This is a genomic window from Kribbella endophytica, from assembly GCF_054781295.1.
The window spans coordinates 2,083,115-2,109,850 of record NZ_BAAGUR010000001.1 but is presented as its reverse complement, the minus strand read 5'-3'; the positions used below and the strand labels follow the sequence as shown (position 1 = coordinate 2,109,850).

Genomic DNA, 26,736 nt, shown 5'->3' with positions numbered 1-26,736 from the left:
GCGGGCGCTCACACGATCACCGCTCTGTCGCCGTCCCACACTGTCATCGGGCGGAAGCCTGCGCGGTTCCACTCGCCCGCGACGGTGATCGGAGCGCCCGCGGAGACGGCCAAGAGTTTCCAGGGATCGAAGCTCGGCAAGACCTCCAACGCTCCTTCGTCATCCACCAGAGCCCACGTCGAACCGTTGCGCGCCGGCCGGACGTCCTGCAGCACCAACGGCCAACGCTCGTTCCACGGGTCTGCGGTCAATGACTCAACGTACGCAGCAAGCGCCTGGTGGGTGGACAGGCCGGAAGGTCTGGTGCCGGGAAGGCGTGGCGCGGTCTGGGTGAGCAGCGCACGGAGTGGAAGAGCACCTGGGTAGAACGAAAGGACAGCAGGGACGACCTCACCAGGACGTGCCGGCAGTGGATCCAACCGACGTCCCGCAGGAGCGAACGCCAGGACCAACGCCAACCGTCCACTTGTTGCCCCACGCAACCAAAGCCGCCGGACCGTCAACCGGTCGTCGGGCTCCACCACGCGCCCGAGCACCAACCAGTCGTCCTCGACCTTCTCCCCCTCGGCCTGCACGCGCGCCGTCTCGACCGTCCACCCGATCCGCGTCTGCACGGTCTCGGCCATCGACGGCGGCAGCTCGGCCAGCCGACCATGCGCCGACACCGTCAGGTGAATCAGCGCCAGCTCCTCCAGCAGCTCGCCCGGCCACCCATGCCCGCGCCCCACCACGCCAGCAGCACGCCGTACGGCGCCCGCAACCCCCGGCGCCTGCGCGTCGACCATCCGCGCAGCCAGCCGACTCAGCTCCTCGTACCCGCGCTGCTCGAACCCGCTGAGCCCCCGGCGTACCTGGTCGTCCAGCCAGCTCTCCAGCTCGGCCATGCCCGCCGACACCCGATCAGCCCGTCGCGAAGCTCGCGCCTGAGCCGCCAGCGGGTCAGCAACCTCACCGGGCTTCTTCTCGGCCCGCTCAGCCGCCTTCTCAGCCCGATTGCTCCGCTCGGCCAACCACTTGTCGACCCACTCAGGCTCCTCCGCCGCCGGCAGTCCACCGGCAGCCCAGAGCAGCATCAGCCCGAGCGAGTGCTTGCACGGGAACTTCCGGCTTGGACAGGTGCACTTGAACGCCGGACCGCTCAGGTCGACCGACGTCTGGTACGGCGACTTGCCACTGCCCTGGCAGTACCCCCAGAGCGCACTCTCCGAGCTACCGGCCTCGGACCACTTCGCCACCCGAGCCTGCGCCTGCCCGGCCTTGGCGGAGGCAGGATCAGGCGCGAGCGCGAGCACCTGCTCCACATCCCAAGGCCCCACAACGCTCCCCGCTCTCGCCAACACCTAGACGAGAGCATGCCATCCAGGACGGACACCTCAGCCAAAGGCCTGCTGCTCAGACTCGTAGTGGCTGGGGTACCCGTTGCCGGCCCGGTGCCCGTTGACCGACGCCGGAGGAGCAGCAGGCGGTGCCGGGGTTTCCGACAGACCATCTCGTACGACGCCCAGCAAGCGCTGTTCAACCGCCTCCAACTCAGCAATCCTCTGCCGGATTGCCTCCTCCTCTGTGCGCGCGGCCGACACGATCTCGTCGGCTTCGGTTTTTGCTGTTTCGCGCAGGTGGTCGGCGGTCCGCTGGCTCGCGCTGAGCACGCTGAGCTCGTACCGGCGCAGCTCGTCCACCCACGCTCCGTCCTGTGGCTGCGCGGCCAGCACCGGTGCCATCGGGTGCTCTCCGTCGACGGTCGGCAGCGTCCGCTCCAGGTCGGCGATCTGCTGGTCGACCCGCGTGAACAGGTCGGCTACATCGGTCCGCATCTGCCGGATCGCCGTCGCCGCCGCTGCGACCCGCTCGCTGGCCTCTCGCTCGCGCTCGAGCGCGGTCCGCTCGGCCGAGGTGATCACCCCGAGCGCGACCAGCGCGTCCCGCTCCGCGTCGTCAGCCGGCTCCGGCACCACACCGGTCGACGCCGCACCAGGCGCCGCCGCAGCCGCCAGATCAGCCTGCCCACCCGCGCCCCCACCGGCACCTGCACCCGGGCCCGCACCCACAGCCGCACCATCACCAGTCATCGCCACAGTCCGCCGTAGCGGCACCTCCCGGATGAACAGCACCGCCAGCAAACTGACCACCCCAGCCGCAGCAGCGATCAGGAAGATCCGCCCGGTCGCATCGCCGTACGCATGCCGTACGACGTCCGCCAGCTGCGGCGGCAGCGACCCCACGTCCAGCACACTCGTCCCCGACCCGTCCTGCAGAGCCCGCCCAGCAGCAGCGCCGTCCGGCCCGAGCGCCCGCAGGTTGCTGGTGATCAGCTCAGTCACCCGGCTCGCCAGCACAGCACCCAGCACCGAGACGCCGACCGCACCGCCGAGGCTGCGGAAGAAGGTGACCGATGCACTGGCCGCACCGACCTGGCTGACATCAACCGTGTTCTGCACCGCGAGCACCAGGTTCTGCATCAGCATCCCCATGCCAACACCCATCGCGCCCATGCCGACCGCGAGATACCAGTACGCCGTGGTGTGGTCGATCGTCCCGAGTACGCCGAGGCCGCCGATCAGCAGCAGCCCGCCGAGCACGAGGTAGCGCTTCCACTTCCCGTACCGCGTGATCATCTGGCCGGCACCGACCGACCCGAAGAACGAGCCGAGCATCATCGGGATCGTCAGCAGCCCGGACTCGGTCGCGCTGTAGCCGCGGGCGATCTGGAAGTACTGGCCGAGGAACACCGCACTGCCGAACATCGCGAGCCCGACCGCCAGGCTCGCCACGATCGCCAGCGCCGTGGTCCGCTCCCGGACGACGGACAGCGGGACGAGCGGCTCCTTCGCGCGGGTCTCGACGATCACCGCGAGGATCGCGAGCACCGCCGTACCGCCGAGGTAGTACGCCGTCTCCCGCGACCACCACGGGAAGTGCGTTCCCGCGAAGGACACCCAGACCAGCGGCAGGCTGGCCGCGCCGCTGATCAGGATCGCGCCGAGGTAGTCCATCCGTACCTTGCGCTTGACCAGCGGGAGGTGCAGGTACCGCTGCAGGACGATCAGGCTGATCATCGCGAGCGGCACGCAGACGTAGAAGCACCAGCGCCAGCCGAGCCAGCTGGTGTCGACGATGACGCCGCCGAGCAGCGGGCCGCTCACCGTGGCGACGGCGACGACGGCCCCCATGTAGCCGGAGTACCGACCGCGGTCGCGCGGCGGGATCGCGGCGCCGATGATCGCCTGGGCCAGCGCCATCAGGCCGCCCATCGCCAGGCCCTGCAGGACGCGCGCACCGATCAGGAACGGCACGGTGTGCGCCATCCCGGCCAGCGCCGAGCCGATCACGAACAGCACGATCGCGAGCTGGACGAGCAGCTTCTTGCTGATCAGGTCGGACAGCTTGCCCCAGACCGGCGTGGAGACCGTGGTCGCCAAGAGGCTCGCGGTGATCACCCACGTGTACTGCGTCTGGCTGCCCTCGAGGTCCGCGATGATCGTCGGCAGCGCGTTGCTGACGATCGTCGAGCTCAGCATCGCGGTGAACAGCGCCGCCAGCAGCCCGACCAGGATCTCGAGAATCTCCCGATGCGTCAGCTCAGGATCACCGCCCCGCGCAGGCGCCCCCGCTCCAGCGGCTGCCGCCGGTCCACCGGGCGCCGCGGAATCAAGTGGTGCGCGCGACGCGCTTCCCGAAGGATCGAGCGCTGCGGAAGGCTTGGTCTCGGTGGCTGACATCTGGGGTGGATCCGTCCTCACGCATCGTTCGGCCGGAGCAGCCGGTCGGGCTGCTCCGGGGCGGAGTACGGCCTCCAGGTCCTCACCCAGGCCTATTTGGTTGCAGTAGGAAACTGTAAGCCAGCTCAGCGTGACGGTGGATGCCGGGTCAGCCATCGGACTGTTCGGTCTGTTCCAAGCGGCGGGACGCACGTAACATCCGTTGACTGCTGAGCGATCAACAGCCGGAGGCTTCGGCGGTGCTGTCAGGGCCCGCCGAAGCTTTCTACACGTTCAGCGAGCTAGCAGCCGTACGGCGTTGGCGGTGGTCCTCGGCCGCCAGCCCTCGGCGACCGCCGCCTGGTCCAGTGCGGCGATCTGATCGGCGACAGCCTCGGTCGGCGTGAAGCAGTGGTCGCTGCCGTACAGCAGGTGGTCCGCACCGGCTACAGCCTGCAGGGCCGGCAGCTGGTTCGGCACCGGCGTACCGGCGACGTCGTACCAGAGGTCCTTGAGCTGCTCGGTCACACTCGGCAGGTCGCTCGCGGGAGCGAAGGTGTCCTGGAACAGGTCGAGCCGATCGCCCAGCAGCGGGATGACTCCGCCCGCGTGGGTGACGACGAAGCGGATCCGCGGGTAGCGGGTGAAGATCCCGGTGAGCACCAGGTCGGTCACCGCGCGGGCGCTGTCGAACAGGAACTCGATCATCGGCCGCGGCCGGTCCAGCGAGACCTGTCGCCACTGCGGCGGCGACGTGGGGTGCAGGAAGACCACGGCGGCCCGCTCGTCCAGTGCACGCCAGAGCTGCTCCCACGACGGGTCACCGGGGTACTGCCCGCCGGCGTTGCTGTTCAGGATGACGCCGTCCGCACCCAGTACGTCGTACGCGTGCTCCAGCTCGACCAGCGAACCCGCGACGTCCGGCAACGGCAGACTGGCGAAGAACCCGAAGCGGCCCGGGTGGTCCTTGGCCACCTCCGCAGCGGCCTCGTTCATCCGGCGAGCCAGCACCTGGGCGCGGAAGTCGTCGCCGAAGTGCACCCCCGGCGACGACACCGACAGCACCGACTTGGCGATCCCGGTCCGGTCCATCAGCTCCAGGTGCTTGGCCGCACTCCACACCGGCCAGCCCGGCATTCCGTCCGGCCGGAGGTGCCCCGCCCGCTCGGCTGCGGCGACGTACTCCTTGAGCAGGAAGTGCGCGTGCACGTCGATCAGGTCGTTCATCGGTCTCACCTCCGTCGAAAGTCAGGGGTCCGGGTCGCTCTCACGGTCAGGCGGTGGTCGGGTGCAGTAGGTCGTCCAGCCCGACGCGGCGCAAGAACTCCGAGCGGACCCGGTCGGCGACCGCGTTGACCACGGCGGCGCCGTCGTCGGAGGGGTCGATGTGGACCCGGAACGGCCGGCGGCCCTTCTCGGTGCCGACCACCGTGACGATCGCCTGGGCGACCTCCGCGACGTCGGCCCACTCCGGCTCGATCTCGCGCAGCTTCTGGCTGACCTGGTCCATCAGCCCGGCGTACCGGTTCTCGTACGCCGCGACGATGTCGGTGTCGGCCGGCGAACCGCTGTGCGCGAAGTGGTTCGTGCCGTGGGTGAACGAGCCCGGCACGATGATCGTGGTCTCGATGCCGAACCGGGACAGCTCGAGCGCGTAGCTGGTGGCCATCGCGTCCATCCCGGCCTTCGCGGCGAAGTACGGCGCCAGGTACGGCGGGGTGCCACCGCGGCTGCTGGAGCTGCCGACCCAGACCACCAGGCCGTCCTGCTGCTCCCGCAGGTGCGGCAGCGCCGCCCGGTTGAGCCGCTGGGTGCCGACCACGTTGGTGTCGTACAGGCTGGCAACCTGCTCGGGGGTGAAGGCCTCGGCCGGGCCAGTGACCATGTGACCGGCGTTGTGGATCAGTACGTCGAGCTTGCCCTGCTCGGCGAGTACGGTCGCGACCGCCTGCCGGGCCGACTCGTCGGAGCTGACGTCCAGCTCGACGGCGCGGAGGTCGACGGTGTTGTCCTTGGAGTACTGGGCGGCGTCGGCCGCCGCTGTTGCGTTGCGGCCGGCGACGTCGCGCATCCCGGCGTACACGATGTGGCCGGCGTCGGCCAGAGCACGGGCGGTGAGGGCACCGAAGCCGCTCGAGGCGCCGCTGATCAGGATGGTCTTGGACATGGCGGGACTACCTTTCGGGCAGGCGGATCACCAGGCTCGGCGCCTGTGTGGTCCAGAGGATGAGGGTGCGGGCGCCGCAGGGGCGGGCGCCCGCGGCGGATCAGGCCGCGGAACCGCCGTTGGCGTAGATGGTCTGACCGTTGATCCAGCGACCGGGACCGGCCAGGAAGGCGATGATCTCGGCGATGTCCTCGGGCTGGCCGAGGCGCTCCAGCGGGGGCTCGGCGATCATCCGGTCGATGATCTCCTGCGGCTTGCCTTCCATGAACAGCGCGGTCTCCGTCGGGCCGGGGCCGACCGCGTTGACGGTGATGTCGCGGCCGCGCAGCTCGCGGGCCAGGATCAGGCTGATCGCGTTCACGGCGGCCTTGCTGGCGGAGTACACCGAGTAGTTCGGCCGGGCGAGCGTAGTCAGTGAGCTGGAGATGTTGATGATCGCGCCACCGTTGCGCAGCCGGCGGGCGGCCTGCTGGTCGACCACGAAGGTGCCGCGGACGTTCACCCGCAGGTGCTCGTCGAGGACCGCCAGGTCGACGTCGGCGAGCGGGCCGAGCTTCATGATGCCGGCCGCGTGCACCAGGACGTCGACGCCGCCGAACTCCTTCTCCGCGGTGTCGAACAGGGCGCTGACCGAGTTCTCGTCGGCCACGTCGGCCTGGACGGCGATCGCGCGGCCACCGGCCTGCTCGACGTCCTTGACGGCCGCCTCGGCCTCGGTCTTGCCGCCGCTGTAGACGACCACTACGTCGAAGTGGTCCTTGCCCAGGCGGGCCGCGGTCTCGCGGCCGATTCCGCGCGATCCGCCGGTCACGATCGCCACCCGGTTGGTGTTCTCGGTCATCGTCCTGCTCCTTCGAAGTTCGGTGTTTCGTGCTGACACCAAAAGCTTCGCGCGCCGGATGCATCAAGTCCAACGAATCAACTCGATGGGTGGATCAGTTCTGTTGATCCATCAGGTCCCGGCCGGGCGTCGTACCGGGTGGGTGGTGCAGGTGGGCGACGACCAGCCCGAGCAGGGCCCGGAGCGCGACCGACGGTTTCCGCTTGCGCAGGGTCGCCATGTAGAGCGACCACTGGAAGTCCTGGCCCTTGATCGGGATCGCACGGATCGCCTCCTCGTCGGCGACCGCGTAGCCGGGCAGGATGCCCAGGCCGACGCCGTGCCGGACGAACTGCACGCCGTTGTCGATGCCCAGCGCCTCGACCACGACCTGCCGGCCGATCCCGGCCGCGTCGAAGATCTGGTCGATCAGCGTCCGGGTGCCGAAGCCGGGCGGGAAGTCCACGAACGCCTCGTCGGCCAGGTCCGCCAGCTCGACCGAACGCCGGCGGGCCAGCCGATGCCCGGTCGGTACGGCGAGCACCTGCGGCACCTGCAGCAACTCCCAGGCGGTGAGCTCACGCGGCACGCTGCCCGCGCCCACGCCGAGGAAGCCGACCTCGATGTCACCGTTGCGCAGCCCGGCGATGACACCGGCCGAGCCTTCGGGCTCCACGCGCAGCTGCAGCTCGACGTTCTGGTGGCGGCGCCGGAACTCGCCCGCCGCGGCCGGCAGGTCGATCAGCCCGAGCCCCGGCAGCAGCCCGACCCGGACCGTGCCACGCATCCCGGCCCCGAGCTCGTCGACGACGTCCCGCGCACCCTGGACCGCGTCCATCACCGCCAGCGCCTCCGGCAGCAACGCCGTACCGGCCTCCGTCAGTACGACGCGTTGCGCCGACCGCTCGAACAACGTCACCTTCAGATCGCGTTCGAGCGACGCGATCGCCGCGCTCACCGCGCTCTGCACGACGTGCAGCCGCCGCGCCGCGAGCGTGAAACTCCGCTCGTGCGCCACCGCGACGAAGTACTCCAGCTGCCGAAGCTCCACGCCCAGAGTCTGGCAGCATCCGTGTCGAGAAGGCCGGGACGACTCCGACGGGACTGGTATGAGCAGCTCTCTGCAGCAGACTGTCCAGCGCGCGATCGACCGGCTCGTCGCGTCCGGCACGGAGACGGGCCTGCAGGTCGCGGTCTACCGGTACGGCGAACTGGTGGTGGATGCGGTCGCCGGGGTTGCCGATCTCGAGACCGGTCGACCGCTGCTCGCGGACACCCCGATCTACAGCGGATCCACCGGTAAGGGCGTCACGTCGACGCTCGCCAACGTGCTCGTCGCGCGGGGTGTGCTCCGGTACGACGAGCCGATCGTGGAGCTGTGGCCGGAGTTCGCGGCGCACGGGAAGGGCCGGGCGACGTTACGGCACGTGCTGACGCATTCGGTCGGCGTACCGGCGATCCCGGCGTCGACGACGCTCGCGGACCTGACCGACTGGGACGGGATGACGGCGACGATCGCGGCGAGCGAGCCGTGGTGGGAGCCGGGCACGAAGACGGCGTACCACGCGCAGACGTTCGGGCTCCTGGTCGGCGAGCTGGTACGACGGGCAACCGGTCGGCCGCTCGGTGAGGTGCTGCGGGAGGAGCTGACCGGACCGCTCGGGGTTCAGGACGAGGTGTACTTCGGGGTGCCGGTCGAGGCGCTCGGTCGGGTGGCGCGACTGGACGGACCGGAGGTGCCTGCGGCGCAGGACGAGCGGCTGGCACCGGCGGCGGTGATCCCGTGCCCCGCGTCGATGAACCGGGCCGACGTACTGAGTGCGGACGTGCCGTCGGCAGCGACCGCGTCGGCCAGAGGGATCGCCAAGGTGTACGCCGCCCTCCTGGGGCCGGTGCCCGGCGAGCGAGACTTCCCAGTCGGCAGGCCCGACTCATCGCCGGTCAGCGTCGAGCTGATCCCCTCAGAGTTGCTGCAGGAGATCGTCGGGCCCGCGTTCTCACGCACCGACGAGGTGTTCGGGAATCCTGCCGTCTGGGCGTTGGGCTACGCGTACGGCCGACTCGGCGCGACCGCCGAGCAGACGTCGACGACGTTCGGCATGCCAGGCATGGGCGGCAGCGCGGCCTGGGTGGACCACCGCAGCGGCGTCGCGTTCGCGCTCACCAAGAACCGGTTCGATCCGGGCCAGGCGGACCCGGCGACCGACCTGGGCAACCTCGTGGCTGCCTGGTCGGAGGGCTGAGGCCTTACGGCGTACGGACCTGGTTCTGGTCGACCCAGACGAGGTGACCGTGGTGGCTGATGAGGATCTCGGGAGCACCGGTGGTCGCCGTACGGCGGGAGAGCGCCTCGCCGGCGATCCAGCGACCGCCGATCCGGACGTGCACCGACTCGGGCCGGGTGGGAGTGGCAACAGGCATGGGACCTGACTTCTGAACAGGGGCGGAGACCGGTGGATGACGTCTGGTGGAACGGGTGTGGCGCTGCAGGTCGGGCATGTTCGTCCTCGGGAGGGACCACAGTCGTCGGGTGCTGGGGCGCACCGGCTGGCTGCTCAACCAAAGGCCACCCTACAACCGCACCCCGAACCATCCCTAGCGGTAACTCGAATTGGTCTTTAAAACAAAGACCTGTAGGAACTCCGGCGAACAATCGGCGGTCGATCACCGGCCGCCGATTGTTTTGGCCAGAAATTATCCCCAGGCCGGAACTTGCTGCAACGCCCAGGTGTTGCCGTCCGGATCGGCGAAGAACACGAACTTCCCCCACGGGAACTCCTGCACCTCGCTGACCTCGACCCCGCGCCCGGCCAGCTCCTCGCGCGCCGCCGCCGCGTCCGCGACGACGATCTGCAGCCCGCGCACCGTTCCCGGCTCGGCCTGGCCCATTCCGGTGCCTAGGGCAATCGAACAGGCCGACCCCGGCGGCGTCAGCTGGACGAACCGCACCTCGTCGCTGACCTGGTGGTCGTGGTCGGCGACAAAGCCGACCTGGTCGGTGTAAAACGCCTTCGCCCGGTCGACGTCACTGACCGGTACCGACACCAACTCGAGTTTCCAATCCATTGTCCGTTCCCCTCCTCGCTCTGGTCCCTGACTCGGCAACTTACCGGCGGAAACGGTCAGAACCTGTGCACCTGGTTGCCGACCACGGCCTTGGGTACCGGGTCGTCAACCCGAGAACACGGAGGGCAACCATGACGACGCAGACCCCGGCCGTCCACCAGGACGGTCAGCGGACCGCACCGGACGAGCACGTGGGCGCTCTGGTCGCTCAGCTGACCAACGACGTGAGCCACCTGGTCCGCGACGAGCTGCAGCTGGCCAAGGCCGAGCTCAAGGACAAGGGCAAGGAGGCCGGCCTCGGCGTCGGGCTGTTCGGCGGCGCGGGCGCGTTCGCCTTCTACGGCCTGGGTGCGCTGATCGCGACCGCGATCGTCGGGCTCTCGTACGCCGTACCGGCCTGGCTCGCGGCGTTGATCGTGACGCTGCTGCTGTTCGCGATCGCCGGTGTCGCCGCCCTGCTGGGCAAGCGGCACGTCAGCCACGCGACTCCGCCGATGCCGGAGAGCGCCGTTCACGGTGTGCACGACGACCTCGAAGCACTGAAGGGCCACCAGCCGGAAGGGAAGAACGCATGACCACCACGACGCGCCAGAGCAAGCCGCGCAGGACCGCCGCTGCCCGGCCGGACGACATGAGCGAGGTCGAAGCACTCAGGGCCGACCTGGAGATGACGCGCCAGCACCTGGCCGACACGGTCCAGGAGCTGAGCCGCCAGCTGAACGTCCCGCGCCGGGTCAAGGACTCCGCGACCAGCGCCGGGCACCGCGCCGTACAGGCTGCCGGGAACGCCGGCCAGCGCGCCAAGGCAACCGCGGGCGGGATGAGCGAACGCGCCAAGGCCACTGCCGGTGGAATGGGCGAACGCGCCAAGGTGACCGCCGGCGGCATGGGCGAGCGCGCGAAGCACCTGCCCGAGCACGCGAAGAACCTTCCCGCCAAGGCGAAGCAGGTCCCGGAGCTCGGCCGCAAGCACCCGAAGGCCGCAGCCGCCGTCGGTGTCGGTGGCGCCGTGGCCCTGGGAGTCGGCGCCTGGATCGTGGGACGCAACCGGTGAGCACCAAAGCCGTCAAGCTGGCCTACCGCCCGTTCGGCCTGCTCTCCGGTATCGCCGGCGGTCTCGTCGCCGGCGCCATCTTCAAGCAGGTCTGGAAGCGCGTGGCCGACGAGGACGACGCCCCCGACGCCCTCCAGTCGGAGTACCCCTGGCGCCAACTCCTCCTGGCCGCCGCCCTCCAAGGCGCCGTGTACGCCGTGGTCAAGGCAGCCGTGGACCGAGGCGGCGCCAAGGCCTTCGAACGCTGGACCGGCGAATGGCCCGGCGACTGATCCATCCACGAACTGACTGTGGCCCCCACCCGGATGCGGGTAGGGGCCACAGTCGTTTTCACAGCTCGCGCAGTGCCGGCCCGAGCTCCTTGGTGAAGAAGTCGAAGAACCCGTCCACGTCCGGTCCCGCGTTGATCAGCGCCAGGTGGTCGTACCCGGCCTCGGCGAACGGCTTCGTCACCTCGACGTGCCGCCCGACGTCCGGCCCGCACCCGAACTGCTCCTTCATGTGGTCAGCCGTCACGAGTTCGGTCGCGGCGTCGAAGTTCACCGGGTTCGGCAACTCGGCCTGCACCTTCCAGCCCGTCACCCCGAACCGGAACAGCTTCCGCGCCGACTCCGCCGCGTCCTCCTCCGTCGGAGCCCACGCCAGCGGCACTTCGGCGTACGTCGGCCCGTCGCCTCCGGCCTTCCGGTACGCCGTCACGAGCTCCTCGTTCGGCTCGGTCGTGAACAGCGCGTCCCCCAACTCACCCGCCAGCTCCGCGGCATCCGTGCCACCCGCCGCCACCGCGATCCGCGGCAGCTCGTCGGGCAGGTCGAACACCCGCGCATCCTCCAGCTGCAGGTGCTTCCCGTCGTACGACTGGTAGCCGCCGCTCCACAGCAACCGGATGATCTCCAGCGACTCCCGCAGCATCTCGTGCCGCTGAGCGACCGCCGGCCAGCCGCGGCCGACGACATGCTCGTTGAGCCGCTCACCGGCGCCGACCCCGAGCGTGAACCGCCCGCCGGACAGCAACGCGGTGGTCGCGGCCATCTGCGCGACCACCGCCGGGTGGTACCGGATGAACGGGCAGGTCACGCCGGTCGCCAGCTCGATCGCCGACGTTCGCGCCGCGGCCGCAGCCAGCATCGAGAACGCGAACCCCGAGTGCTGGTGCTCAGACACCCACGGGTGGAAGTGGTCGCTGACCTCGACGAAGTCGAAGCCGGCCTGCTCCGCGCGGACCGCCTGGTCGACGATTTCCGTCGGCGAGTACGCCTCGGCGATCAGCTTGAACCCCAGTTTCATCGAGCCTTACCTCCGAAAGATGAATAGAACAAGACGTCCTGGGCACCAGAAGGGAGCAAGTACTGGTTGCCCAAGGCCTCGGCGTTGAGCAGACAGCGCCGGGGCCGCCACCAGCCGGCAAGTCAGTCAGGCGGTTCAGGAGTGACCGGTACGCCGTCCTCGCCCGTGGCGGAGTCGGACTGGATGTCCACCGCCGCGTCGTCGGTGGTCGACTCGGCCGGCGGATCTTCCTCCGGCCCCCGGGTCTCGTCGATCAGGTCGTCGATCAGTTCTTCCGGACGATCCGTCATCACGTCCCCCTTCCTGTTGGACGCGTCTCGGTACCCGCTCCCGGCCGACCTCATGCACGGATCGCGACGATCAGCGCGTCGTTCCCCCGCCGCCAGACCGCACCGGCCCGCTCGAAGCCGTTCCGCCGGAGCAGATCGACGTGCCACCCCTCGCGTTCGAGCAGGTCGCCGTCCCAGTGCGCGAACAGCTTCTCCCGTTCGTGCCAGAGCCCCGCGTACGACGGATCGCCGTACGCCCGCTCGTACCACCCGTCGCAGTCCTCCGCCTCCGCGAACGTGACCCGCAAATGCTCGGCGTGCATCCGATCCGCCGCCCCGCGCAGCACCGGCTCGGCGATCGGCACGTGGTCCGCGTTGGCGAACACCCCGCCCGACCGCAGCACCCGCGCCACCCCGCCGTACACCCCAGCGAGCGCGTCCGCCGGAATCCAGTGCATCGCCGTCGCCGTCACCACCGCGTCGAAGCCGGTCGGCAGTCCGCGATCCCAATTCGGTGCGGCCAACTGCCGCTCGACCACCGTCACGCGGTCGTCCCCGTCAAAAGCGTCCCGGGCCAGGTCGAGCAGCACCGGGTCGATGTCGACCGCCACCACCTCGGCGTCCGGAAAGCGGTCCAGCACCCGCCGAGTGAGCGATCCAGGCCCGCAGCAGAGGTCGAGCACACGCTGTGGAGGACCCGCCAGCGTCTCGGCGTACTCGAGGATCAACTCGAAGCGGAGTTCGCGATCCGGTTCGTGTCCCGCCTGCTGGCGCTCCCAGCTGCTCCGCAGTTCCTCACGCTGTGTTGTCATAAGGTTCACGTTCTGCCCTCTAGGCCCTCGACGTCCAAGACGCAAGAGCACTAACGTCACAGCTTCTGGTTATCCCTGCAGGTGAGGAATACATGGACGTCGATCTACGGCTGGTGCGCTACTTCCTGGTCATGGCCGAGGAGTTGCACTTCACCGCCGCGGCGCGCCGGCTGTACGTGTCCCAGCCGGCGCTCAGCAATCAGATCCGCCGACTCGAGAACCAACTGGGAGCGCAACTGTTCGAGCGGTCCCCGCGCGGGGTCACCCTGACCGCCGCCGGCGACGCCTTCCTGCCGCACGCGCAGAGCGCGCTCGCCGCGATCCGCTCGGGCGTCGCGGAGGCGACCGCCGCCGCGGGACGCGACCAGGTCCTGCGGATCGACGTGCTGCAGACCGACCTGGTCACGCCGCGCGCGGTCCTGGCCCGGCTGCGCGAACGCCTTCCATCGCTGCGACTGGAGGTCAGCAGTCGCGGCAGCCGCGAGCAGGAGCAGCGGTTGCTCAGCGGCGACCTCGACCTCGCGCTCTGCGGATCGACGGCTCATCTCGCCGACGGCCTGGTCCAACGCGTCATGCGCCGCGAGGCACTCGGCATCGCGCTGCCGACCGACCACCCACTCAGCGACGTCGACGCGGTCGCCGTTCGCGAACTGGCCGACGAGGTGCACTACCTGCCGCGCGACGATTTCGCGCCCGAGTGGAACGACTTCGTCCTCGGTTGCTTCCGTACGGCGGGCTTCCAGCCACGCCGTCATCCGGCCAGCACCGACGGCACCAGCTCGGCGCTCGAACTCGTCAAGGCCGGCGAGTGCGTCGCGCTCGGACTGCTGTCGACCCCGGCGCCCGCGGGTGTCGTGGTGAAGCCGCTGGCGGCCGGCGTACCGCCGTACACGTGGACCCTGCGCTGGCGTGACTCCGCGCATCCACCGACGGCCGCGCTCGGCGTTCTGCGGTCGCTCGACTGAGCGGTCACGCATCAGGTGAGAATTCCTCCGCCCGATCACGCACAGCGACTTTTCCCTGCTGGGGCACGTGTTTCACGCACGTCACGATGCAACGGGTTCGTGTGAGTTCGAGGTCGGATGCATAACTTCGGGATCCATGGGGTAGGAATGACTCACACAGATATTGACCGCGGTCCAGACATGTGCCGCGCCGTGACTCATAGTCGCGAGGTCAAGAATCATGGTTACCGTACTTGCACGCACCACCGTCGAAGAGCTGCCGAGCACCGATCCGAAGCAGCGCCGAGATCTGGCCACCAGGGAACTTCTCACCCGCCGGGCCGAAACCACCGACGAGAGCCTTCAGCAGTCGTTGCTGGAGCAAGCCATCGAGCTGAACCTGGGCATCGCCCACAGCATCGCGAGCCGGTTCCGCGGCCGCGGTGTCGAGGCTGACGACCTGGACCAGGTCGCCTACCTCGGCCTGCTGAAAGCAGCCCGCAGCTACCGTCCCGACACGGGTACGCCGTTCCTCGCGTACGCCGTACCGACCATTCGCGGCGAGGTGAAGCGCTACTTCCGCGACTGCTCGTGGACCGTGCGGATCCCGCGCCGGCTGCAGGAACTGCAGGGGTCGATCGCGAGCGTCCGCCCGCAACTCGTCCAGGACCTGCAGCGCGATCCGACCCTGGAGGAGCTGGCCGAAGCGGTCGGCACCGACGTGGCCGAGATCGAGGCCGCGATCGCCGCCGACGGTTGCTTCTCGGTGCTGTCGCTGGACCGTCCGGTCGACGGCGAGTCGACCGCGAACCTGGCCGACACCATCGCGGACGAGGAAGACACCTCGTTCGAGCGCACCGAGGCGGTCGCCGTCCTCGAGCCGGTGCTGAACGAGCTCGCCCCGCGTGAGCGCAAGATCCTCGAGCTGCGCTTCATCGAGGGTCACACCCAGGCCGACATCGGCGCCGAGATCGGAGTCAGCCAGATGCAGGTCTCGCGCCTGCTGCGCGGCATTCTGGACAAGCTGCGGGACCAGATCGAGCCTCCGGCCGTCTCGGCCGCCTGATCCCTCCCCGGTGTGGTTCGCCGTAGACTTGCTGTACGGCGAACCACCCGCGGAGGACCCTGATGCCATCGTTGCCGAAGGCACCTGTCTTCGTGGTGCAGCTGCACGATGCACGACGCCGTCACTACGACGTACGGCTCGAAGTGGACGGCGTCCTGAAATCCTGGGCGGTGCCGCTCGGGCCCTCGCTCGACCCCGTCGTGAAGCGGCTGGCCGTCTTCACCACTGATCACGATCTCGAGTACGCGACGTACGAGGGCGTGCACGCCGAGGCCAAGTACGGCAGCGGCGCGGTGATCGTCTGGGACGCCGGCGTCTACACGAACCTCACCCGCGACAAGCAGCGCGAGCTGGTCGAGCCCGGTGAGGCGATCGAGCGCGGGCACCTGAAGTTCCGGCTGAACGGCGTGAAGCTCCAGGGCACGTGGGCCTTCACGCGCACCGATCGTGACTGGCTGATGGTCAAGGTCCGCGACGAGTCCGCCGACCCGTTGCTCGACCTGACCGCCACCGAGCCCCGCTCGGTTCTCAGCGGCCTGACCATCGAGGAGATGGCCGCTACAGCAACCTGATCGCCGCCGTCGCGACGATTCCGCCTGCGACCGCGACCAGCATCGGCACCTTCGCCACCGCCAGTACGCCGGACGTCCCGACCCCGACGAGCTGCGTCCAGTCGAGCTGCTTGCCGCCGAGCTCGGTCACGATCAGCCCGGCGAGCAGCACCGGCGCGGTCAGCGCGGTCATCCTGATCACCGACTGCGGAAGCTTGCGTTGGGCAATGACCAGCGGCGCGCTGGCCTTCATCAACCAGCTCAGCACGGTCACGGCCACCACGGACAGCCAGATCCTGATCATGCGGTCTCCTCCTCCTCCTTCTTTTCAGGCAGTACGCCGATCAACGCGGCGGCGGTCGCCCCGAGCAGCGCGTAGCCCGGAGTCGTCACCAGGAGCAGCAGCCCCGCGATCGTCGCGCCGAGCAGCGCCGCCACGAACGCCCGGCGCGACCTCCGCAACTCGTCGATCGCGAGAATGATGAAGAACGCGGGGAACGCGACGTCGAGGCCGAGCGTGTGCATCAGCTCCGGCGACGGCGACGTGAGCGCCCCGATCGCCGTACCGCCGACCCAGAAGATCCACTGCGGGACGCTCGCGCCGACCAGCCGCGCGGCGTCGTACCGGCCGTCGTCCCGGTGCGCGGCGACGAACGAAGCGTCCGCCAACGCCAACGCATGAAGGGTTCTCCGGACGCGCCCGCCTTCGAGGCTCTCGTTGAGCGCGACGCTCATCACCAGGTAGCGCGCGTTGATCAGCACGGCTGAGGTGATCGCCGCGAGCGCGGATCCGCCGGCCAGCGCCGTCAGCAAGGTGAACTGCGCCGACCCGGAGAACGCCAACGCCGAGAACACGACCGGCAGCCCGAACCCCCAGCCGCGGGCCTCCGCCTCGGCGCCAAAACTCAACGCCAGCACGAATGCCGCCGCTCCTGGCCCGGCACCGAGGCGCATCCCGTCGATGAACGCGGCCCGATCCATCCGCCTCCGGGCGCTCATCGGGCGCGCGTCCTTGCGTAGTGGCGCTTGGCTCGGGCTCGATTCCCACAGTCCGCCGAACTGCACCAGCGACGCGATCCGTTCTTGCTGCGATCCAGGAAGAGCCAACCGCAGTCGTTGTCCTGACACTGCCGCAGCCGACTCAGATCCTCGTCCGCCAGCAATCGCAACGCCGCAAGCGCCAACTCACCGGCCGCATCGTCGGCCTGCCATCGCAGCGGACTCAACCGCACGATCCGAGCGCGAGCGACAGCGCCCACCATCAACACGCGCAGCGCTTCGCCGTCCGACGGCTCCTCGCCCACCGCCAGAGGCTGCAGTACGTCGTACGCCGTCTCCCGGACCTCTTCGAGCCCGTCACCACCAGGTGGCAACTCCACCGCCCGCAACCACACGTCCCGCGCGGCCGGATCGGCGATCCGGTCGATCCGCCGTGCGGGGTCGAGTCGCCAGGAGACCGTGTTGAGCAGGTCGAGCAACACGTGCCCGCCGACCAGTTCCGGTTCGAAGCTCATTCTAACAAGCTATACGCCTTTTGCTCGTTAGTCACCAGCTGTCGACATGCAGCACCTCATCGAGCGGCTGTCGCGCGGCCGGCTTGAAGTCGGTGCCGATCGTGTACGCAGTCGGAATCAGCACCGTCTGGCGGACGTCCTCGGGAAGCCCGAGCAGCTGCGACACCTCGTCCTCGTACTTCATGTGCAGCGTCGTCCACGCCGTACCCAGCCCACGCGCCCGCGCGGCCAGCATGTAGCTCCACGCGGACGGCAGGATCGAGCCCCACAAACCGGCCTGGTTCCCGGCCGGGAGATTCTTCGCCGTCAGGCACGGGATCACCAGAACCGGCACCTGTCCCATCCGCTCACCCAGGTACGCCACGCTCGACCCGACGCGCTTCTGCACCGGCGCACGATCCGGGTCGTCGGCGTACAGACGCCCGGCCGCGCCGGACGACTCCAGGTACTCCGCGACCGCGCGCCGGTAGTACTCGCCGATCTGGGCGCGCTTGTCGGCGTCGGTGATCACCAGCCAGTGCCACGTCTGCCGGTTGCTGCCCGAGGGCGCCTGCAGCGCGATCTCGATGCACTCGCGGATCAGTTCCATCGGCACCGGCTTGTCCAGGTCCAGCCGCTTGCGCACGGTCCTGGTCGTGGTGAGCAATTCGTCGGGGGTGAGATCGAGTGTGGTCACCCTGCCAGTTTGTCAGCAGGTGTAGGTGCTGCTCGGGTGGACCTTCTCGCAGTACCGGACGTGCAGGTGGTTGTCGTGCGCCGGCCACTCGGCGGTCAGGCCTTCACTGATCAGCGTCGGGTCGTTGAACCAGATGTAGCGCACGTGCCCGGGCGCTGCCGCCCGGATCGCCTGCACGAGCTGGCGTGTCGCAGCGCGGTCGTACGTCGTTGACTGCCAGGTGATCCGGCCCGCGGTGCACTGCGCGCTGTCGGTGCGGATCGGCCAGACGTCGATGTCCATCCCGGCCTCGTGGCTGCCGTGCCCGGGGATGTCGCCGCCGTGCTCGAAGCCGGCGTCGCCGTACGGGACCTTGCCCTGACTGGCCCCCGCGAACGACCGCGCCGCCTGCTCGAGCTGGGCAACCGCTGCCGCCGCGGCCCAGTTGGCCGCCGTACCGTTGCCGTCCGGGTCCTGGTCGCACAGGTTCGCGGCGAAGTCCGGGTAGTCGTAGTGCCAGGTCAGGTTGCGCCAGGTGATCGGGCCAACGATGCCGTCGGCCCCTATTCCGGCGTGGGACTGGAAGGCGGACACCGCGTCCTTGACCGCCGTACTGAAGACGCCGTCGACGGGCAGGCTGAGGCGTCGCTTGGCGTTCAGCTCGACCTGCAGGGCCTTGACCGCGTTGCCGCTGTCGCCCTGACGGATGGTCGGGACCAGCGCACCCCAGGTCTGCGGGCCGACGATCCCGTCGGAGCCGAGACCCTTGGCGGTCTGGAACGCCTTCGCCGCGGTCACTGTCGAAGCGCCGAACACACCGTCGGCCGGCGCGCTCTGGCCGTGGTGCTGCAGCAGGTACTGGATCGCCTGGACGTCAGCGCCGCGGTTCCCGCTGCTCTGCGTCGGGAAGAAGGCGTTCGCGTAGGCGTGAGCTGGCGCCGGTGCGAGCGCTACCAGCGCGATCGCCAGCAGCATCAGGCCGAGTCGTCTCATCACTGATCTCCATCCGGGGCGGTGAACGGCACGTCAATGAGTAACCTCTACGCGTTTACCATCGGCCAGATTCTTCCCGACCGCAAGGTCTGGGGCGCCGGAGCGCTAGGGTCGGACGTATGGCGAGGTATTTCGATGTGCATCCGGAGAATCCGCAGAAGCGGGCCATCGGGCAGGTGGTCGACCTGGTGCGCGGCGGCGGGCTGATCGCGTACCCGACCGACTCGTGCTTCGCGCTCGGCTGCGCGCTGGGCAACAAGGACGGGATCGACCGGATCAAGGCGATCCGGCACCTGGACGACCGGCACCACTTCACGCTGGTCTGCCAGGACTTCTCGCAGCTCGGCCAGTTCGTCCACATCAGCAACGCGGTCTTCCGCTCGATCAAGGCGGCGACCCCGGGCAGCTACACGTTCATCCTGCCGGCCACGAAGGAAGTCCCGCGCCGGCTGCTGCACCCGAAGAAGAAGACCGTCGGCGTCCGGATCCCCGACCACGTCGTCGCCCAGGCGCTGGTCGCCGAGCTCGGCGAACCGCTGCTCTCCAGCACGCTGCTCCTGCCCGACCACGAGGAGCCGATGACGCAGGGCTGGGAGATCAAGGAAGAGCTCGACAACCAGGTCGACGCGGTCATCGACTCCGGCGAGGCCGGCACCGAGCCGACCACGGTGATCGACTTCTCCGAGGACTTCCCCGAGATCGTCCGGATCGGCGCCGGAGACCCCACACCGTTCGAGTAGATCTAGGGGTGCCAGACACCCCTAAAAGCTCGAGGTGATCACGGAGATCGCCAGCGCGAGGCAGGCCAGCACGAAGACCAGCAGCCAGCGGGCCCGGCGAGCACTGCGCTCGTCTCCGGGGGCCGGGGGTGCGGTCGGACTTGTCATGTCAACATCATCCACCGGCGCGCACCGGAGCTGAACACCGGCTCCCCGACTTCAGGGGCCACTCCGGGGCGCGGTCAGTGAACTACCTGACTACTTGGCCATTCCCACCGGAACAGCCGTCACCAGCAGGTTCGACTCGTAGCCGCCGCGCGAGGCGTCGTACGCGCCCGTGCAGGTGATCAGGGACAGTTTGTGCTCACCGACCTGGTCGAAGGCTCCGCTCCGCGTCGCCAGCGCGTCCTTCGGCACCGAGACCACTGAGCTCACCCGGTACGACGCACTACGCCCGTCGCCGTGCAGCACCACGGTCTCGCCGACCTTGATCCGCAGCAACCGCGCGAAGTACCCGATGCCCTCGGTCGCCGAGTCGACATGCCCGGCCAGTACGACGGCGCCGAACGGATCACCGGCCTCGGCCCCACCGTCCCACCAGCCGACCCGGCGCACCTCGTCCGGCACTACGAGGCGCCCGTCGACCGTACTGGCCGGCAGGACAGTCGCCTTGGCGCCACCGGGCAGCACCACCTCGGCGGGGACGAACCGGATCCGCTGACTCGCGGCCGGCGTACCGATCCTTGCCGTAGGCACCGATCCGCTCTCGGCGGGCGGCGGCCCCGTGACCGTACCGCCGCCCGCACCAGGACTCGGGACCGCTCCGTCCGACTGCGCGGCGCACCCCTCCAGGGCCACGCACAGGATCAGGAGCAATCCGAGCAAGAACCTCCTCAGCGACGGACCACCTTCCGGACCGTCACCAGCAACGCGCACCCGGCCAGCAGCGCCAGCGCGACCAGGGGCAGCGAGGACGGCCGGTCCTGCATCAGGGCCACCGCCTGACCACCGGTCCCGGTGTCGACCATGCCGGGCTTGCCCGATCCGCTGCTCGGCAGGCGAATCGTCCCGACCGCGACGTTCATCGTCTTCGAGTTCGGTTCCCCGATCGCGAAAACCCGGGTCAGATATCCGGCCTTCACCGGCAGTGACGCCGGACCCAGAACGACCGGTCCGGAAGCTCCCGCCGGAACGATCTCGACAGTGTAAGTTCCAGCCGGAACGACTACGTCGAGTGATTCTCCGTTCGCCACGTTGGCGAACAGCACCTTTCCGTTCACCCGGATGTCGGCCGGTCCGACCGCCGCCGTGTGCGCGACCCGTACCGAGGCCTTGTCCTTCGGTACGGCGCTGAGCTTGTTCTGGTAGCTGGTGATCACCGGCGCCGCGGTCGGTGCCGCCGGCCGGTGGATCACGATGTCCTGGTTGCTTCCGGCCCCCACCGCGACCCGGCGGTCGACCAGCGTCTTTCCACCCGCCACAGCGGTGATCCGGCGCTGCCCGGCCGGGACCGAGAACGGCCCGACCACCTTGGCCGCGGCGACCCCCCGCGCCACGACCTTGCCGTCCACCTGGACGTCGACGGACTGGCCCGGCAGGCCCTGCACGACGTACAGCACGCCGCCGGACGCGGCCTCGGCCTGGGTCGCGAGGACCGCCGGTACTGCGGCGACGATCACCGCGAGCGCCAGCGAAATCACCCTGCGATAATGCGGACCCGGAATTCTCGAAATACCCCCAGCCGCATTTTCAGACGTCCTGACAACTGTTCGAAATTGCCTGAACACTTTCCGCTTCCGCATTTACTGCCCCCTCGAAAATTCACCCCTGAAAATGCCTGACAAAGCCAATTCGGGCGTATCGTATGCGGAAGTCGATCCGGCCACCAGAGGAAGTGGCCGGGTCCCTTGGGGTGATTCAGCATGTCCGCACGCCGAAGACTGGCCACCGCCGCACTGATCGTGGGGCTGATGGCAACGACCGCCTGCTCGAACGAGCTGGCGGGCCCGACTCCGCCCAGTCCCGGCCAGCAGCCGGCGGGCGGCGGAGCCGCGCAGGTGCAACCACCACCGACCGCCGAAGGACCTGGCCTGACCGCACCCGGGATCCGGCTCACCGCCGTACCGCGTGGAGACGGCAGCTTCGACGTGACCGAGGAGGTCATGCTGCGCGGCGCGACCGACACGGTGCAGCTGCGGCTGCCTCAGTCGGGCGAGCGGCTGCAGGGCCTGATGGCTCGCACCAAGCCCGAGGCGACCAGTCTGCAGATCGTTGCCGACGGCGACCCGGTACTGCTGGCGGACACCGACGTGAAGGCGGCGCGGGACCTGCCGCTGGACACTGCGGCGACCGAGCTGAAGCTGACGTACCGGCTGAGCGGCTCGTCCGCGCGGAGCCTGCCGTCGCGCATCGGGCGAGCATTGGCCGCGATCAGTCCGCTCGCCGCCGCCACGGACGGCACGCTGCCCACCAACCTCGCGGTGTCGGGTGGCGGCCTGCTGAACGTGGTCTGCCCGCTGATGACCGAGACGCGGTGCGCTGTGGGTGAGCCGCCGGGGCTGGGGATCCAGCAGGGGCTTCCGGCCGACCGGGCGCTCGCCGTACTGCAACTGGATCTGCCGATGCAGCCCTGACCTGTCAGCCCTACCCTGTCGGTATGGTCGACGCGCAGGCTGGTTCACCCGATCGGATCGCCTTCGGTACGGCGCGCGCCCGCTGGGTGCTGGCGGCCACGGCCCTCGGCTCCGGCATGGCTTTTCTCGACGGCACGGTGGTCAACGTCGCGCTGCCCGCCATGGGCGAGGACCTGAACGCCGACATCGCCGGTCTGCAGTGGATCGTCAACGGCTACATGCTGATGCTGGCGTCGTTGATCCTGCTGAGCGGTTCGCTCGGCGACCGGCTCGGACGGCGCCGCCTGTTCGTGGTCGGCGTCATCTGGTTCGCCGCGGCCTCGGCCGTCTGCGCGGCCGCGCCGAACCTCGAGGTGATGATCGCCGGCCGTGTCCTGCAGGGCGTTGGTGGAGCACTGCTGACACCAGGCAGCCTGGCGATCCTGCAGACCAGCTTCCAGCCGTCCGACCGCGGCAAAGCAGTCGGCGCGTGGTCGGGTCTGACGTCGGTCGCCGCGGCGATCGGTCCGTTCGTCGGTGGCAGCCTGGTCGACAGCGGCTCGTGGCGGTACATCTTCCTGCTCAACCTCCCGATCGCCGCGCTGACCGTGCTGGTCACGCTGCGCCACATCCCGGAGAGCCGCGACGAGACCGTGGCCGGCAAGCTCGACGGCGCCGGCGGCCTGCTCGCGACCCTTGGTCTCGCCGGACTGACGTACGGCCTGATCAGCGCGGGTGACCGGGGCTTCGGCGACACGATGGTGCTCACCGCGTTGGCGATCGGCGTGGTGAGCCTGGCGGCCTTCGTCGAGGTCGAGCGCCGCAGCTCGCACCCGATGCTCCCGCCCGGCATCTTCGCCAACCTCCGCTTCACCGGCGCCAACCTGGTCACCGTCGTCGTGTACGGCGCCCTCGGCACGGCGACGTTCCTGCTGGTCGTCTACCTGCAGACCGTGCTCGGGTACGACGCCCTCACGGCCGGCGCCTCGCTGCTCCCGATGACGTTGCTGATGCTGACGCTGTCCGGGTACGCCGGCGGCCTGTCCGAGAGGATCGGCGCGCGGATCCCGATGACCGTCGGCCCGCTGTTCATGGCCGGCGGGTTCCTGCTGATGCGCCGGATCGAGCCGGGCGTCGGATACTGGACCGTCGTACTGCCGGGCGTCGTCGTACTGGGCATCGGGCTGGTGTGCACGGTCGCTCCGCTGACCGCGACCGTGCTCAACTCGGTCGAGGACCACCATGCGGGGATCGCATCCGGCGTCAACAACGCCGTCGCCCGGTCCGCCCAGCTGATGGCGGTCGCGGCGATCCCGCTGGCGGCGGGGATCACCGGCGACTCCTACCGCGACCCGATGTCGTTCAAGGAAAGCTTCATGACGGCGATGGTTATCTCGGCCGTGCTGGCCGTGGCGGGCGCCGTACTGGCCTGGGTGACGCTCGGCGATCGCACGTCGCGTCGTACGACGGCGGTCGCGGCGACGACCCACCGGCACTGCTCGCTGGAGTCGCCGCCGCTGTCGAACAGCCCGTCTACGACACGGTGAAGGTCCGCGACGTTCCGGTGAACGGCGTGATCGTGCCGTTCAGTGCCTTCGCGTCGCCGTGGTGGACGATCCGGTAGGTGCCCGGGCTGGTCGCCTTCCAGGTGATCGTCGCCTTGGAGTCCGCGATCCCGCCGCGGGTCCAGCGGTAGGTGGTGTCCCAGTCGCCGTCGTCGGCAACTCGTTGCCACTGGCCACCATTCAGCTGCTGCACCTCGAGGAAGGTGCCGTTGCGGTGCAGGTTGTTCTTGGGGTGCCCGGTGACGAACTCGACCTTGACGGTCTGGTTGACCTGGTAGGCCGGAGCCGCGTCGGCGAGGACCTGGCCGAACGACTTGAACAACGGCGGGGTGTCGAGGACGACACCGGTCTGCAGGTTGAGCTCAGCAGTGATCGGCCTCGGCGGGCGGGCGCCGAGCGGGATCTGCGCGTTGCTCTTCAGGGCTTTGGCGAGCCCGGCGAACTCCTGCTGGTACGCCGGGAGCGTGTACTTGCCGAACAGCGTCGAGCCGCCCTCGTACTGCTGCAACTGGTACTCCTCCGGCGTCGTCACGTACTGGCTGTAGGCGTTGGCGTAGCCCTGCACGAGCACGTTCTCGAGCGGGACGCCGAGCTCCTGGGCGACCGTCCTTCTGAGCCGAAGGCCGGACACGATCGTCACCTCGCCGGGCACGGCGATCAGGTGCAGCTGACCGAGCTTGACGAGCTGGATCGGTACGACGTCCGGCGTCGCCTGCAGCTGGCCGGTCGGGACCGCGGGTGCCTTCGGCGACTGGCAACTGATCAGCCACGGCGGGACGTCGACGTTGAACGGCTTGAGCAGCTCGAAGAACGGGTTGGTCACGCCCTCGGGGATGATCGGGATGCCGGGACCGTCCTCGACGCTGCCGGCCAGCGTCGAGACACCGACGACGCCTGGGCAGGTGCGGTGCGGCTGACCGTCCGGGGTGTACCGCGGATCGACCTGAACAGCCGACATGTCGACAAATCGCATCCGGGCGTCGATGCTGCCGGCAACGGTTGCTCGCGGCCCGTTGTACGCCTGCTGCGCGGCGGACTGCTGCCGCTGGCCGATGATCTGCTCGTTGGTCAGCGGATCCTCGGTCGGTCCGGAGCCCGGGCGGAGGTTGAGGTTCGGCGACATGTCGCCGGCGTTGGTGTTGGGGAACGCGGCCACGAACCCGTCGGCGTTGTTCAGGTAGCGGACGCCCTTGAGGTCGTGCTCCCAGCGGTAGGCGGCGTACCCCTTGTTGTCCGGGGAGATCAGCGTGTTCTCGTTGGTGATCGAGGTCGGGTGCGTCGCGAACCAGTTGATCGCGCCGATCTCGTTCGCGCCCTGCTGGAACCTGAGGACGGTGACCGCGGGATCGATCGCCTGCGGGAAAGCGGCTCTGTCGGCCGCGGGGTTCTGGTCGAAGGCTACGCGCGAGCGGTTGACGCTCGCGTTGGTCAGCTGGCCGCGGCCGAGAGTGATGGAGCCCGGCGCGAGGTTCTCGTGCGCCTCGGTGATCGCCTCGACGATTCCATCCACCGTCGCGTCGAACGCCTGCTTCTGGAAGCCGAGGATCGACAGGTTGTACGCCAGGTTGTGCGACTGGCCGCCCGGGCCGGAGTGCGTGTGAGTTGCCGACAGCAACAAATTACGGTCGCCGTACAGGCCGCCGTACCGCTGCTGCAGCTTGGCCAGTACGGCGTCCCGCTGGGCCTGGAAGATCATCCCCAGATCAGCGTTGACGTAGGCAACCCGCTCCCCGGTGCTCTGATCGACCGCGATGAAGGCGCGGGCCCGGAGCCGCTGATGGATCCCCGTCGTGTTCTGACCGAACTTCGAGTACCCCATCATCCCGTTCTCGGCCGCCGGCCCGGTGACGTCGGAGATCCCGCTCCCCACCAGGTACGGCTCCGCCGCCTCAGCAGGCTGCGCGACCACCAATCCGGCAGCCACCACCGCCCCCACCACAGCCACACTCCGCCACATGAGCCACTCCCGTCAAAGCTGAACAACCCTCACCTTTGCACCGCAAAGTAAGCGACCTCTAGCTCCCTGTAAACCCCCTGAGCAGGCCGGAGCGCTCGTCGTACCAGCCGCCGGGTTTTGACACACTCGTGCTGTACGTTCGTACGCATGACCTGGATCCGCGCAGCCTACGGCGCCGTGGCAATGGCCTTCGCCCTCGCGGTCGCCACCCTCATCCCCGACAACTGGCTGTCCGCCCTCGCCTGCACCCTGATCGCAGTCGCTCTGATCCGCCCCTGGCGAAACCCCCGCCGCCTGGCCCTGACCAGCAACCCCCTGCGCCCTTTCCTCCTCGGCACAGCCGTCACCACCATCAGCGCCACCCTGCTCTTCACCCTCGGCACCCTCGCCCGCTGGCTCACCTGGGGCCCGGTAGACCCCGCCCAGGTAGCCCGCTTCCTCATCACCAACGCCGCCATCGCCGTACTCCTGGAAGCCTTCCCCGAAGAACTAACCCTCCGAGGCCACACCTACAGCACCCTCCGCACGACAACCCGCCCCTGGCTGGCAGCGGTAATCACCACAGCCTTCTTCCTGGTGACCCCGGCCCTGTCCTCAGTCATCGAGTCAGCCCTAACCCTCAGCACCCACAAACCCTGGCTCGTCCCACCCGGCGAAGACCCCATCTCCTACCTGTTCCTACTAACCCTCTTCGGCTTCACCCTCATCGCCGCCCGCAACGCCACCGGTTCCCTCTGGACCTCCATCGGCACCCACCTCACCTTCCTCACCATCAACCGCCTAACCCTGTACGGCGAAGCCCGCAACGCCGGCTGGTCGATGCACCTGGAGACCCCCGACGCCGTCCTCCTGATCCCGGCCTACCTGTTGCTGGCAGCAATCATCTTTTGCGTCCTCCGTCGCCGCACCGCAGCACTGCGCCCGCAAGCTCAACCGGCAGCCGGTATCGGCAACACGTGATGCCACGACAACATTTCGGCGTTGCGA

General features: G+C 69.1%; 31 protein-coding genes. 11 read left to right on the top strand and 20 right to left on the bottom strand.

Translation table 11 applies throughout. The features are described from left to right. Positions 1-8: 8 nt before the first annotated feature. The 6 genes from ACYVIO_RS10090 to ACYVIO_RS10065 all read right to left on the bottom strand — a co-directional run bounded on the left by ACYVIO_RS10090 (position 9) and on the right by ACYVIO_RS10065 (position 7,736). Positions 9-1,316, bottom strand: a complete 1,308-nt coding sequence (locus ACYVIO_RS10090; RefSeq protein WP_460650402.1) for an SWIM zinc finger family protein — start codon at positions 1,314-1,316, stop codon at positions 9-11. A gap of 57 nt (positions 1,317-1,373) precedes the next feature. Further along, complete coding sequence (locus ACYVIO_RS10085) at positions 1,374-3,719, bottom strand: MDR family MFS transporter (RefSeq protein ID WP_460650401.1); 2,346 nt, start codon at positions 3,717-3,719, stop codon at positions 1,374-1,376. 273 nt (positions 3,720-3,992) lie between these two features. After that, positions 3,993-4,925: an amidohydrolase family protein gene (locus tag ACYVIO_RS10080; protein ID WP_460650400.1), complete on the bottom strand. Its 933-nt coding sequence runs from the start codon at positions 4,923-4,925 to the stop codon at positions 3,993-3,995. 46 nt (positions 4,926-4,971) lie between these two features. After that, positions 4,972-5,865 (bottom strand): SDR family oxidoreductase, encoded by an 894-nt coding sequence (locus tag ACYVIO_RS10075; protein ID WP_460650399.1) that lies wholly within the window; start codon positions 5,863-5,865, stop codon positions 4,972-4,974. A 100-nt stretch (positions 5,866-5,965) separates the two neighbouring features. Next, a complete protein-coding gene (locus tag ACYVIO_RS10070) occupies positions 5,966-6,706 on the bottom strand; it encodes an SDR family oxidoreductase (RefSeq protein WP_460650398.1) in 741 nt (246 codons plus the stop codon). A gap of 94 nt (positions 6,707-6,800) precedes the next feature. Beyond that, positions 6,801-7,736 carry a LysR family transcriptional regulator gene (locus ACYVIO_RS10065; protein ID WP_460650397.1) on the bottom strand — a complete coding sequence of 312 codons (936 nt, stop codon included), beginning with the start codon at positions 7,734-7,736 and terminating at the stop codon, positions 6,801-6,803. A gap of 58 nt (positions 7,737-7,794) precedes the next feature. On the opposite strand from ACYVIO_RS10065, the gene ACYVIO_RS10060 reads away from it, so the two are divergent. Next, entirely contained in the window at positions 7,795-8,928 is a 1,134-nt protein-coding gene (locus ACYVIO_RS10060) for a serine hydrolase domain-containing protein (protein WP_460650396.1), read from the top strand. 4 nt (positions 8,929-8,932) lie between these two features. On the opposite strand, the gene ACYVIO_RS10055 is transcribed toward ACYVIO_RS10060, so the two are convergent. Beyond that, entirely contained in the window at positions 8,933-9,106 is a 174-nt protein-coding gene (locus ACYVIO_RS10055) for a hypothetical protein (RefSeq protein ID WP_460650395.1), read from the bottom strand. A 273-nt stretch (positions 9,107-9,379) separates the two neighbouring features. After that, a complete protein-coding gene (locus tag ACYVIO_RS10050) occupies positions 9,380-9,751 on the bottom strand; it encodes a glyoxalase superfamily protein (protein WP_460650394.1) in 372 nt (123 codons plus the stop codon). Positions 9,752-9,882: 131 nt separating this feature from the next. Between ACYVIO_RS10050 and ACYVIO_RS10045 the strand changes: the two genes are divergently transcribed. The 3 genes from ACYVIO_RS10045 to ACYVIO_RS10035 are packed head-to-tail and all read left to right on the top strand — an operon-like array spanning position 9,883 to position 11,077. Next, positions 9,883-10,326, top strand: coding sequence for a phage holin family protein (locus ACYVIO_RS10045; protein WP_460650393.1), 444 nt, complete (start codon positions 9,883-9,885; stop codon positions 10,324-10,326). After that, a complete protein-coding gene (locus tag ACYVIO_RS10040) occupies positions 10,323-10,805 on the top strand; it encodes a DUF3618 domain-containing protein (protein WP_460650392.1) in 483 nt (160 codons plus the stop codon). The genes ACYVIO_RS10045 and ACYVIO_RS10040 overlap by 4 nt, the downstream gene beginning before the upstream one ends. Further along, complete coding sequence (locus ACYVIO_RS10035; protein WP_460650391.1) at positions 10,802-11,077, top strand: DUF4235 domain-containing protein; 276 nt, start codon at positions 10,802-10,804, stop codon at positions 11,075-11,077. The genes ACYVIO_RS10040 and ACYVIO_RS10035 overlap by 4 nt, the downstream gene beginning before the upstream one ends. Positions 11,078-11,135: 58 nt before the next feature. Here ACYVIO_RS10035 and ACYVIO_RS10030 read toward each other — a convergent pair whose 3' ends face one another. From ACYVIO_RS10030 to ACYVIO_RS10020, 3 genes are all read right to left on the bottom strand, one after another. Continuing rightward, on the bottom strand, positions 11,136-12,092 hold the full coding sequence (locus ACYVIO_RS10030) for a TIGR03557 family F420-dependent LLM class oxidoreductase (RefSeq protein WP_460650390.1): 957 nt from the start codon (positions 12,090-12,092) through the stop codon (positions 11,136-11,138). Positions 12,093-12,214: 122 nt separating this feature from the next. Further along, a complete protein-coding gene (locus ACYVIO_RS10025; protein WP_460650389.1) occupies positions 12,215-12,382 on the bottom strand; it encodes a hypothetical protein in 168 nt (55 codons plus the stop codon). Positions 12,383-12,432: 50 nt separating this feature from the next. After that, positions 12,433-13,173, bottom strand: a complete 741-nt coding sequence (locus ACYVIO_RS10020; RefSeq protein WP_460650388.1) for a class I SAM-dependent methyltransferase — start codon at positions 13,171-13,173, stop codon at positions 12,433-12,435. A gap of 92 nt (positions 13,174-13,265) precedes the next feature. Between ACYVIO_RS10020 and ACYVIO_RS10015 the strand changes: the two genes are divergently transcribed. The 3 genes from ACYVIO_RS10015 to ACYVIO_RS10005 all read left to right on the top strand — a co-directional run bounded on the left by ACYVIO_RS10015 (position 13,266) and on the right by ACYVIO_RS10005 (position 15,755). Then, a complete protein-coding gene (locus ACYVIO_RS10015) occupies positions 13,266-14,138 on the top strand; it encodes a LysR family transcriptional regulator (RefSeq protein ID WP_460650387.1) in 873 nt (290 codons plus the stop codon). 220 nt (positions 14,139-14,358) lie between these two features. Then, positions 14,359-15,183 carry a SigB/SigF/SigG family RNA polymerase sigma factor gene (locus tag ACYVIO_RS10010; protein WP_460650386.1) on the top strand — a complete coding sequence of 275 codons (825 nt, stop codon included), beginning with the start codon at positions 14,359-14,361 and terminating at the stop codon, positions 15,181-15,183. A 59-nt stretch (positions 15,184-15,242) separates the two neighbouring features. Further along, positions 15,243-15,755: a DNA polymerase ligase N-terminal domain-containing protein gene (locus tag ACYVIO_RS10005; RefSeq protein ID WP_460652077.1), complete on the top strand. Its 513-nt coding sequence runs from the start codon at positions 15,243-15,245 to the stop codon at positions 15,753-15,755. Here the strand turns inward: ACYVIO_RS10005 and ACYVIO_RS10000 are convergent. The 5 genes from ACYVIO_RS10000 to ACYVIO_RS09980 are packed head-to-tail and all read right to left on the bottom strand — an operon-like array spanning position 15,742 to position 18,896. Further along, positions 15,742-16,038 (bottom strand): AzlD domain-containing protein, encoded by a 297-nt coding sequence (locus tag ACYVIO_RS10000; RefSeq protein WP_460650385.1) that lies wholly within the window; start codon positions 16,036-16,038, stop codon positions 15,742-15,744. The two genes, ACYVIO_RS10005 and ACYVIO_RS10000, sit on opposite strands and share 14 nt — an antisense overlap. Beyond that, entirely contained in the window at positions 16,035-16,733 is a 699-nt protein-coding gene (locus tag ACYVIO_RS09995) for an AzlC family ABC transporter permease (RefSeq protein WP_460650384.1), read from the bottom strand. Before ACYVIO_RS09995 ends, ACYVIO_RS10000 begins: the two co-directional genes overlap by 4 nt. After that, positions 16,730-17,248 (bottom strand): CGNR zinc finger domain-containing protein, encoded by a 519-nt coding sequence (locus ACYVIO_RS09990; RefSeq protein ID WP_460650383.1) that lies wholly within the window; start codon positions 17,246-17,248, stop codon positions 16,730-16,732. Before ACYVIO_RS09990 ends, ACYVIO_RS09995 begins: the two co-directional genes overlap by 4 nt. 31 nt (positions 17,249-17,279) lie before the next feature. Beyond that, on the bottom strand, positions 17,280-17,924 hold the full coding sequence (locus ACYVIO_RS09985; RefSeq protein ID WP_460650382.1) for a nitroreductase family protein: 645 nt from the start codon (positions 17,922-17,924) through the stop codon (positions 17,280-17,282). A 12-nt stretch (positions 17,925-17,936) separates the two neighbouring features. Then, complete coding sequence (locus ACYVIO_RS09980; RefSeq protein WP_460650381.1) at positions 17,937-18,896, bottom strand: penicillin-insensitive murein endopeptidase; 960 nt, start codon at positions 18,894-18,896, stop codon at positions 17,937-17,939. A gap of 119 nt (positions 18,897-19,015) precedes the next feature. Here ACYVIO_RS09980 and ACYVIO_RS09975 point away from each other — a divergent pair, with 119 nt between their 5' ends. Continuing rightward, on the top strand, positions 19,016-19,636 hold the full coding sequence (locus ACYVIO_RS09975) for an L-threonylcarbamoyladenylate synthase (protein WP_344176240.1): 621 nt from the start codon (positions 19,016-19,018) through the stop codon (positions 19,634-19,636). A 21-nt stretch (positions 19,637-19,657) separates the two neighbouring features. Here ACYVIO_RS09975 and ACYVIO_RS09970 read toward each other — a convergent pair whose 3' ends face one another. From ACYVIO_RS09970 to ACYVIO_RS09960, 3 genes are all read right to left on the bottom strand, one after another. Next, positions 19,658-19,783 (bottom strand): hypothetical protein, encoded by a 126-nt coding sequence (locus ACYVIO_RS09970; RefSeq protein WP_460650380.1) that lies wholly within the window; start codon positions 19,781-19,783, stop codon positions 19,658-19,660. 90 nt (positions 19,784-19,873) lie between these two features. Next, positions 19,874-20,500, bottom strand: a complete 627-nt coding sequence (locus ACYVIO_RS09965) for a class F sortase (protein WP_460650379.1) — start codon at positions 20,498-20,500, stop codon at positions 19,874-19,876. Positions 20,501-20,508: 8 nt separating this feature from the next. After that, positions 20,509-21,315 carry a DUF4397 domain-containing protein gene (locus tag ACYVIO_RS09960; protein WP_460650378.1) on the bottom strand — a complete coding sequence of 269 codons (807 nt, stop codon included), beginning with the start codon at positions 21,313-21,315 and terminating at the stop codon, positions 20,509-20,511. A gap of 222 nt (positions 21,316-21,537) precedes the next feature. On the opposite strand from ACYVIO_RS09960, the gene ACYVIO_RS09955 reads away from it, so the two are divergent. Both ACYVIO_RS09955 and ACYVIO_RS09950 read left to right on the top strand, forming a co-directional pair. Next, positions 21,538-22,248: a hypothetical protein gene (locus ACYVIO_RS09955; protein WP_460650377.1), complete on the top strand. Its 711-nt coding sequence runs from the start codon at positions 21,538-21,540 to the stop codon at positions 22,246-22,248. 23 nt (positions 22,249-22,271) lie between these two features. Further along, positions 22,272-23,774: an MFS transporter gene (locus ACYVIO_RS09950; RefSeq protein ID WP_460650376.1), complete on the top strand. Its 1,503-nt coding sequence runs from the start codon at positions 22,272-22,274 to the stop codon at positions 23,772-23,774. Here ACYVIO_RS09950 and ACYVIO_RS09945 read toward each other — a convergent pair. Further along, complete coding sequence (locus ACYVIO_RS09945) at positions 23,761-25,749, bottom strand: neutral/alkaline ceramidase (protein ID WP_460650375.1); 1,989 nt, start codon at positions 25,747-25,749, stop codon at positions 23,761-23,763. The two genes, ACYVIO_RS09950 and ACYVIO_RS09945, sit on opposite strands and share 14 nt — an antisense overlap. 147 nt (positions 25,750-25,896) lie before the next feature. Here ACYVIO_RS09945 and ACYVIO_RS09940 point away from each other — a divergent pair, with 147 nt between their 5' ends. After that, complete coding sequence (locus ACYVIO_RS09940; protein ID WP_460650374.1) at positions 25,897-26,709, top strand: CPBP family glutamic-type intramembrane protease; 813 nt, start codon at positions 25,897-25,899, stop codon at positions 26,707-26,709. Positions 26,710-26,736 lie beyond the last annotated feature (27 nt).

Bases quoted from the DNA above. Each gene is read 5' to 3' on its own strand.
- ACYVIO_RS09975 (WP_344176240.1), top strand. From the start codon at position 19,016: ATGGCGAGGTATTTCGATGTGCATCCGGAGAATCCGCAGAAGCGGGCC.
- ACYVIO_RS10075 (WP_460650399.1), bottom strand. From the start codon at position 5,865: ATGTCCAAGACCATCCTGATCAGCGGCGCCTCGAGCGGCTTCGGTGCC.
- ACYVIO_RS10015 (WP_460650387.1), top strand. From the start codon at position 13,266: ATGGACGTCGATCTACGGCTGGTGCGCTACTTCCTGGTCATGGCCGAG.
- ACYVIO_RS09980 (WP_460650381.1), bottom strand. From the start codon at position 18,896: ATGAGACGACTCGGCCTGATGCTGCTGGCGATCGCGCTGGTAGCGCTC.
- ACYVIO_RS09950 (WP_460650376.1), top strand. From the start codon at position 22,272: ATGGTCGACGCGCAGGCTGGTTCACCCGATCGGATCGCCTTCGGTACG.
- ACYVIO_RS09955 (WP_460650377.1), top strand. From the start codon at position 21,538: ATGTCCGCACGCCGAAGACTGGCCACCGCCGCACTGATCGTGGGGCTG.
- ACYVIO_RS09995 (WP_460650384.1), bottom strand. From the start codon at position 16,733: ATGAGCGCCCGGAGGCGGATGGATCGGGCCGCGTTCATCGACGGGATG.
- ACYVIO_RS10070 (WP_460650398.1), bottom strand. From the start codon at position 6,706: ATGACCGAGAACACCAACCGGGTGGCGATCGTGACCGGCGGATCGCGC.
- ACYVIO_RS09940 (WP_460650374.1), top strand. From the start codon at position 25,897: ATGACCTGGATCCGCGCAGCCTACGGCGCCGTGGCAATGGCCTTCGCC.
- ACYVIO_RS10040 (WP_460650392.1), top strand. From the start codon at position 10,323: ATGACCACCACGACGCGCCAGAGCAAGCCGCGCAGGACCGCCGCTGCC.
- ACYVIO_RS09970 (WP_460650380.1), bottom strand. From the start codon at position 19,783: ATGACAAGTCCGACCGCACCCCCGGCCCCCGGAGACGAGCGCAGTGCT.
- ACYVIO_RS10045 (WP_460650393.1), top strand. From the start codon at position 9,883: ATGACGACGCAGACCCCGGCCGTCCACCAGGACGGTCAGCGGACCGCA.
- ACYVIO_RS10055 (WP_460650395.1), bottom strand. From the start codon at position 9,106: ATGCCTGTTGCCACTCCCACCCGGCCCGAGTCGGTGCACGTCCGGATC.
- ACYVIO_RS10010 (WP_460650386.1), top strand. From the start codon at position 14,359: ATGGTTACCGTACTTGCACGCACCACCGTCGAAGAGCTGCCGAGCACC.
- ACYVIO_RS10025 (WP_460650389.1), bottom strand. From the start codon at position 12,382: ATGACGGATCGTCCGGAAGAACTGATCGACGACCTGATCGACGAGACC.
- ACYVIO_RS10080 (WP_460650400.1), bottom strand. From the start codon at position 4,925: ATGAACGACCTGATCGACGTGCACGCGCACTTCCTGCTCAAGGAGTAC.
- ACYVIO_RS10020 (WP_460650388.1), bottom strand. From the start codon at position 13,173: ATGACAACACAGCGTGAGGAACTGCGGAGCAGCTGGGAGCGCCAGCAG.
- ACYVIO_RS09945 (WP_460650375.1), bottom strand. From the start codon at position 25,749: ATGTGGCGGAGTGTGGCTGTGGTGGGGGCGGTGGTGGCTGCCGGATTG.
- ACYVIO_RS10060 (WP_460650396.1), top strand. From the start codon at position 7,795: ATGAGCAGCTCTCTGCAGCAGACTGTCCAGCGCGCGATCGACCGGCTC.
- ACYVIO_RS10085 (WP_460650401.1), bottom strand. From the start codon at position 3,719: ATGTCAGCCACCGAGACCAAGCCTTCCGCAGCGCTCGATCCTTCGGGA.
- ACYVIO_RS09990 (WP_460650383.1), bottom strand. From the start codon at position 17,248: ATGAGCTTCGAACCGGAACTGGTCGGCGGGCACGTGTTGCTCGACCTG.
- ACYVIO_RS10050 (WP_460650394.1), bottom strand. From the start codon at position 9,751: ATGGATTGGAAACTCGAGTTGGTGTCGGTACCGGTCAGTGACGTCGAC.
- ACYVIO_RS10000 (WP_460650385.1), bottom strand. From the start codon at position 16,038: ATGATCAGGATCTGGCTGTCCGTGGTGGCCGTGACCGTGCTGAGCTGG.
- ACYVIO_RS10030 (WP_460650390.1), bottom strand. From the start codon at position 12,092: ATGAAACTGGGGTTCAAGCTGATCGCCGAGGCGTACTCGCCGACGGAA.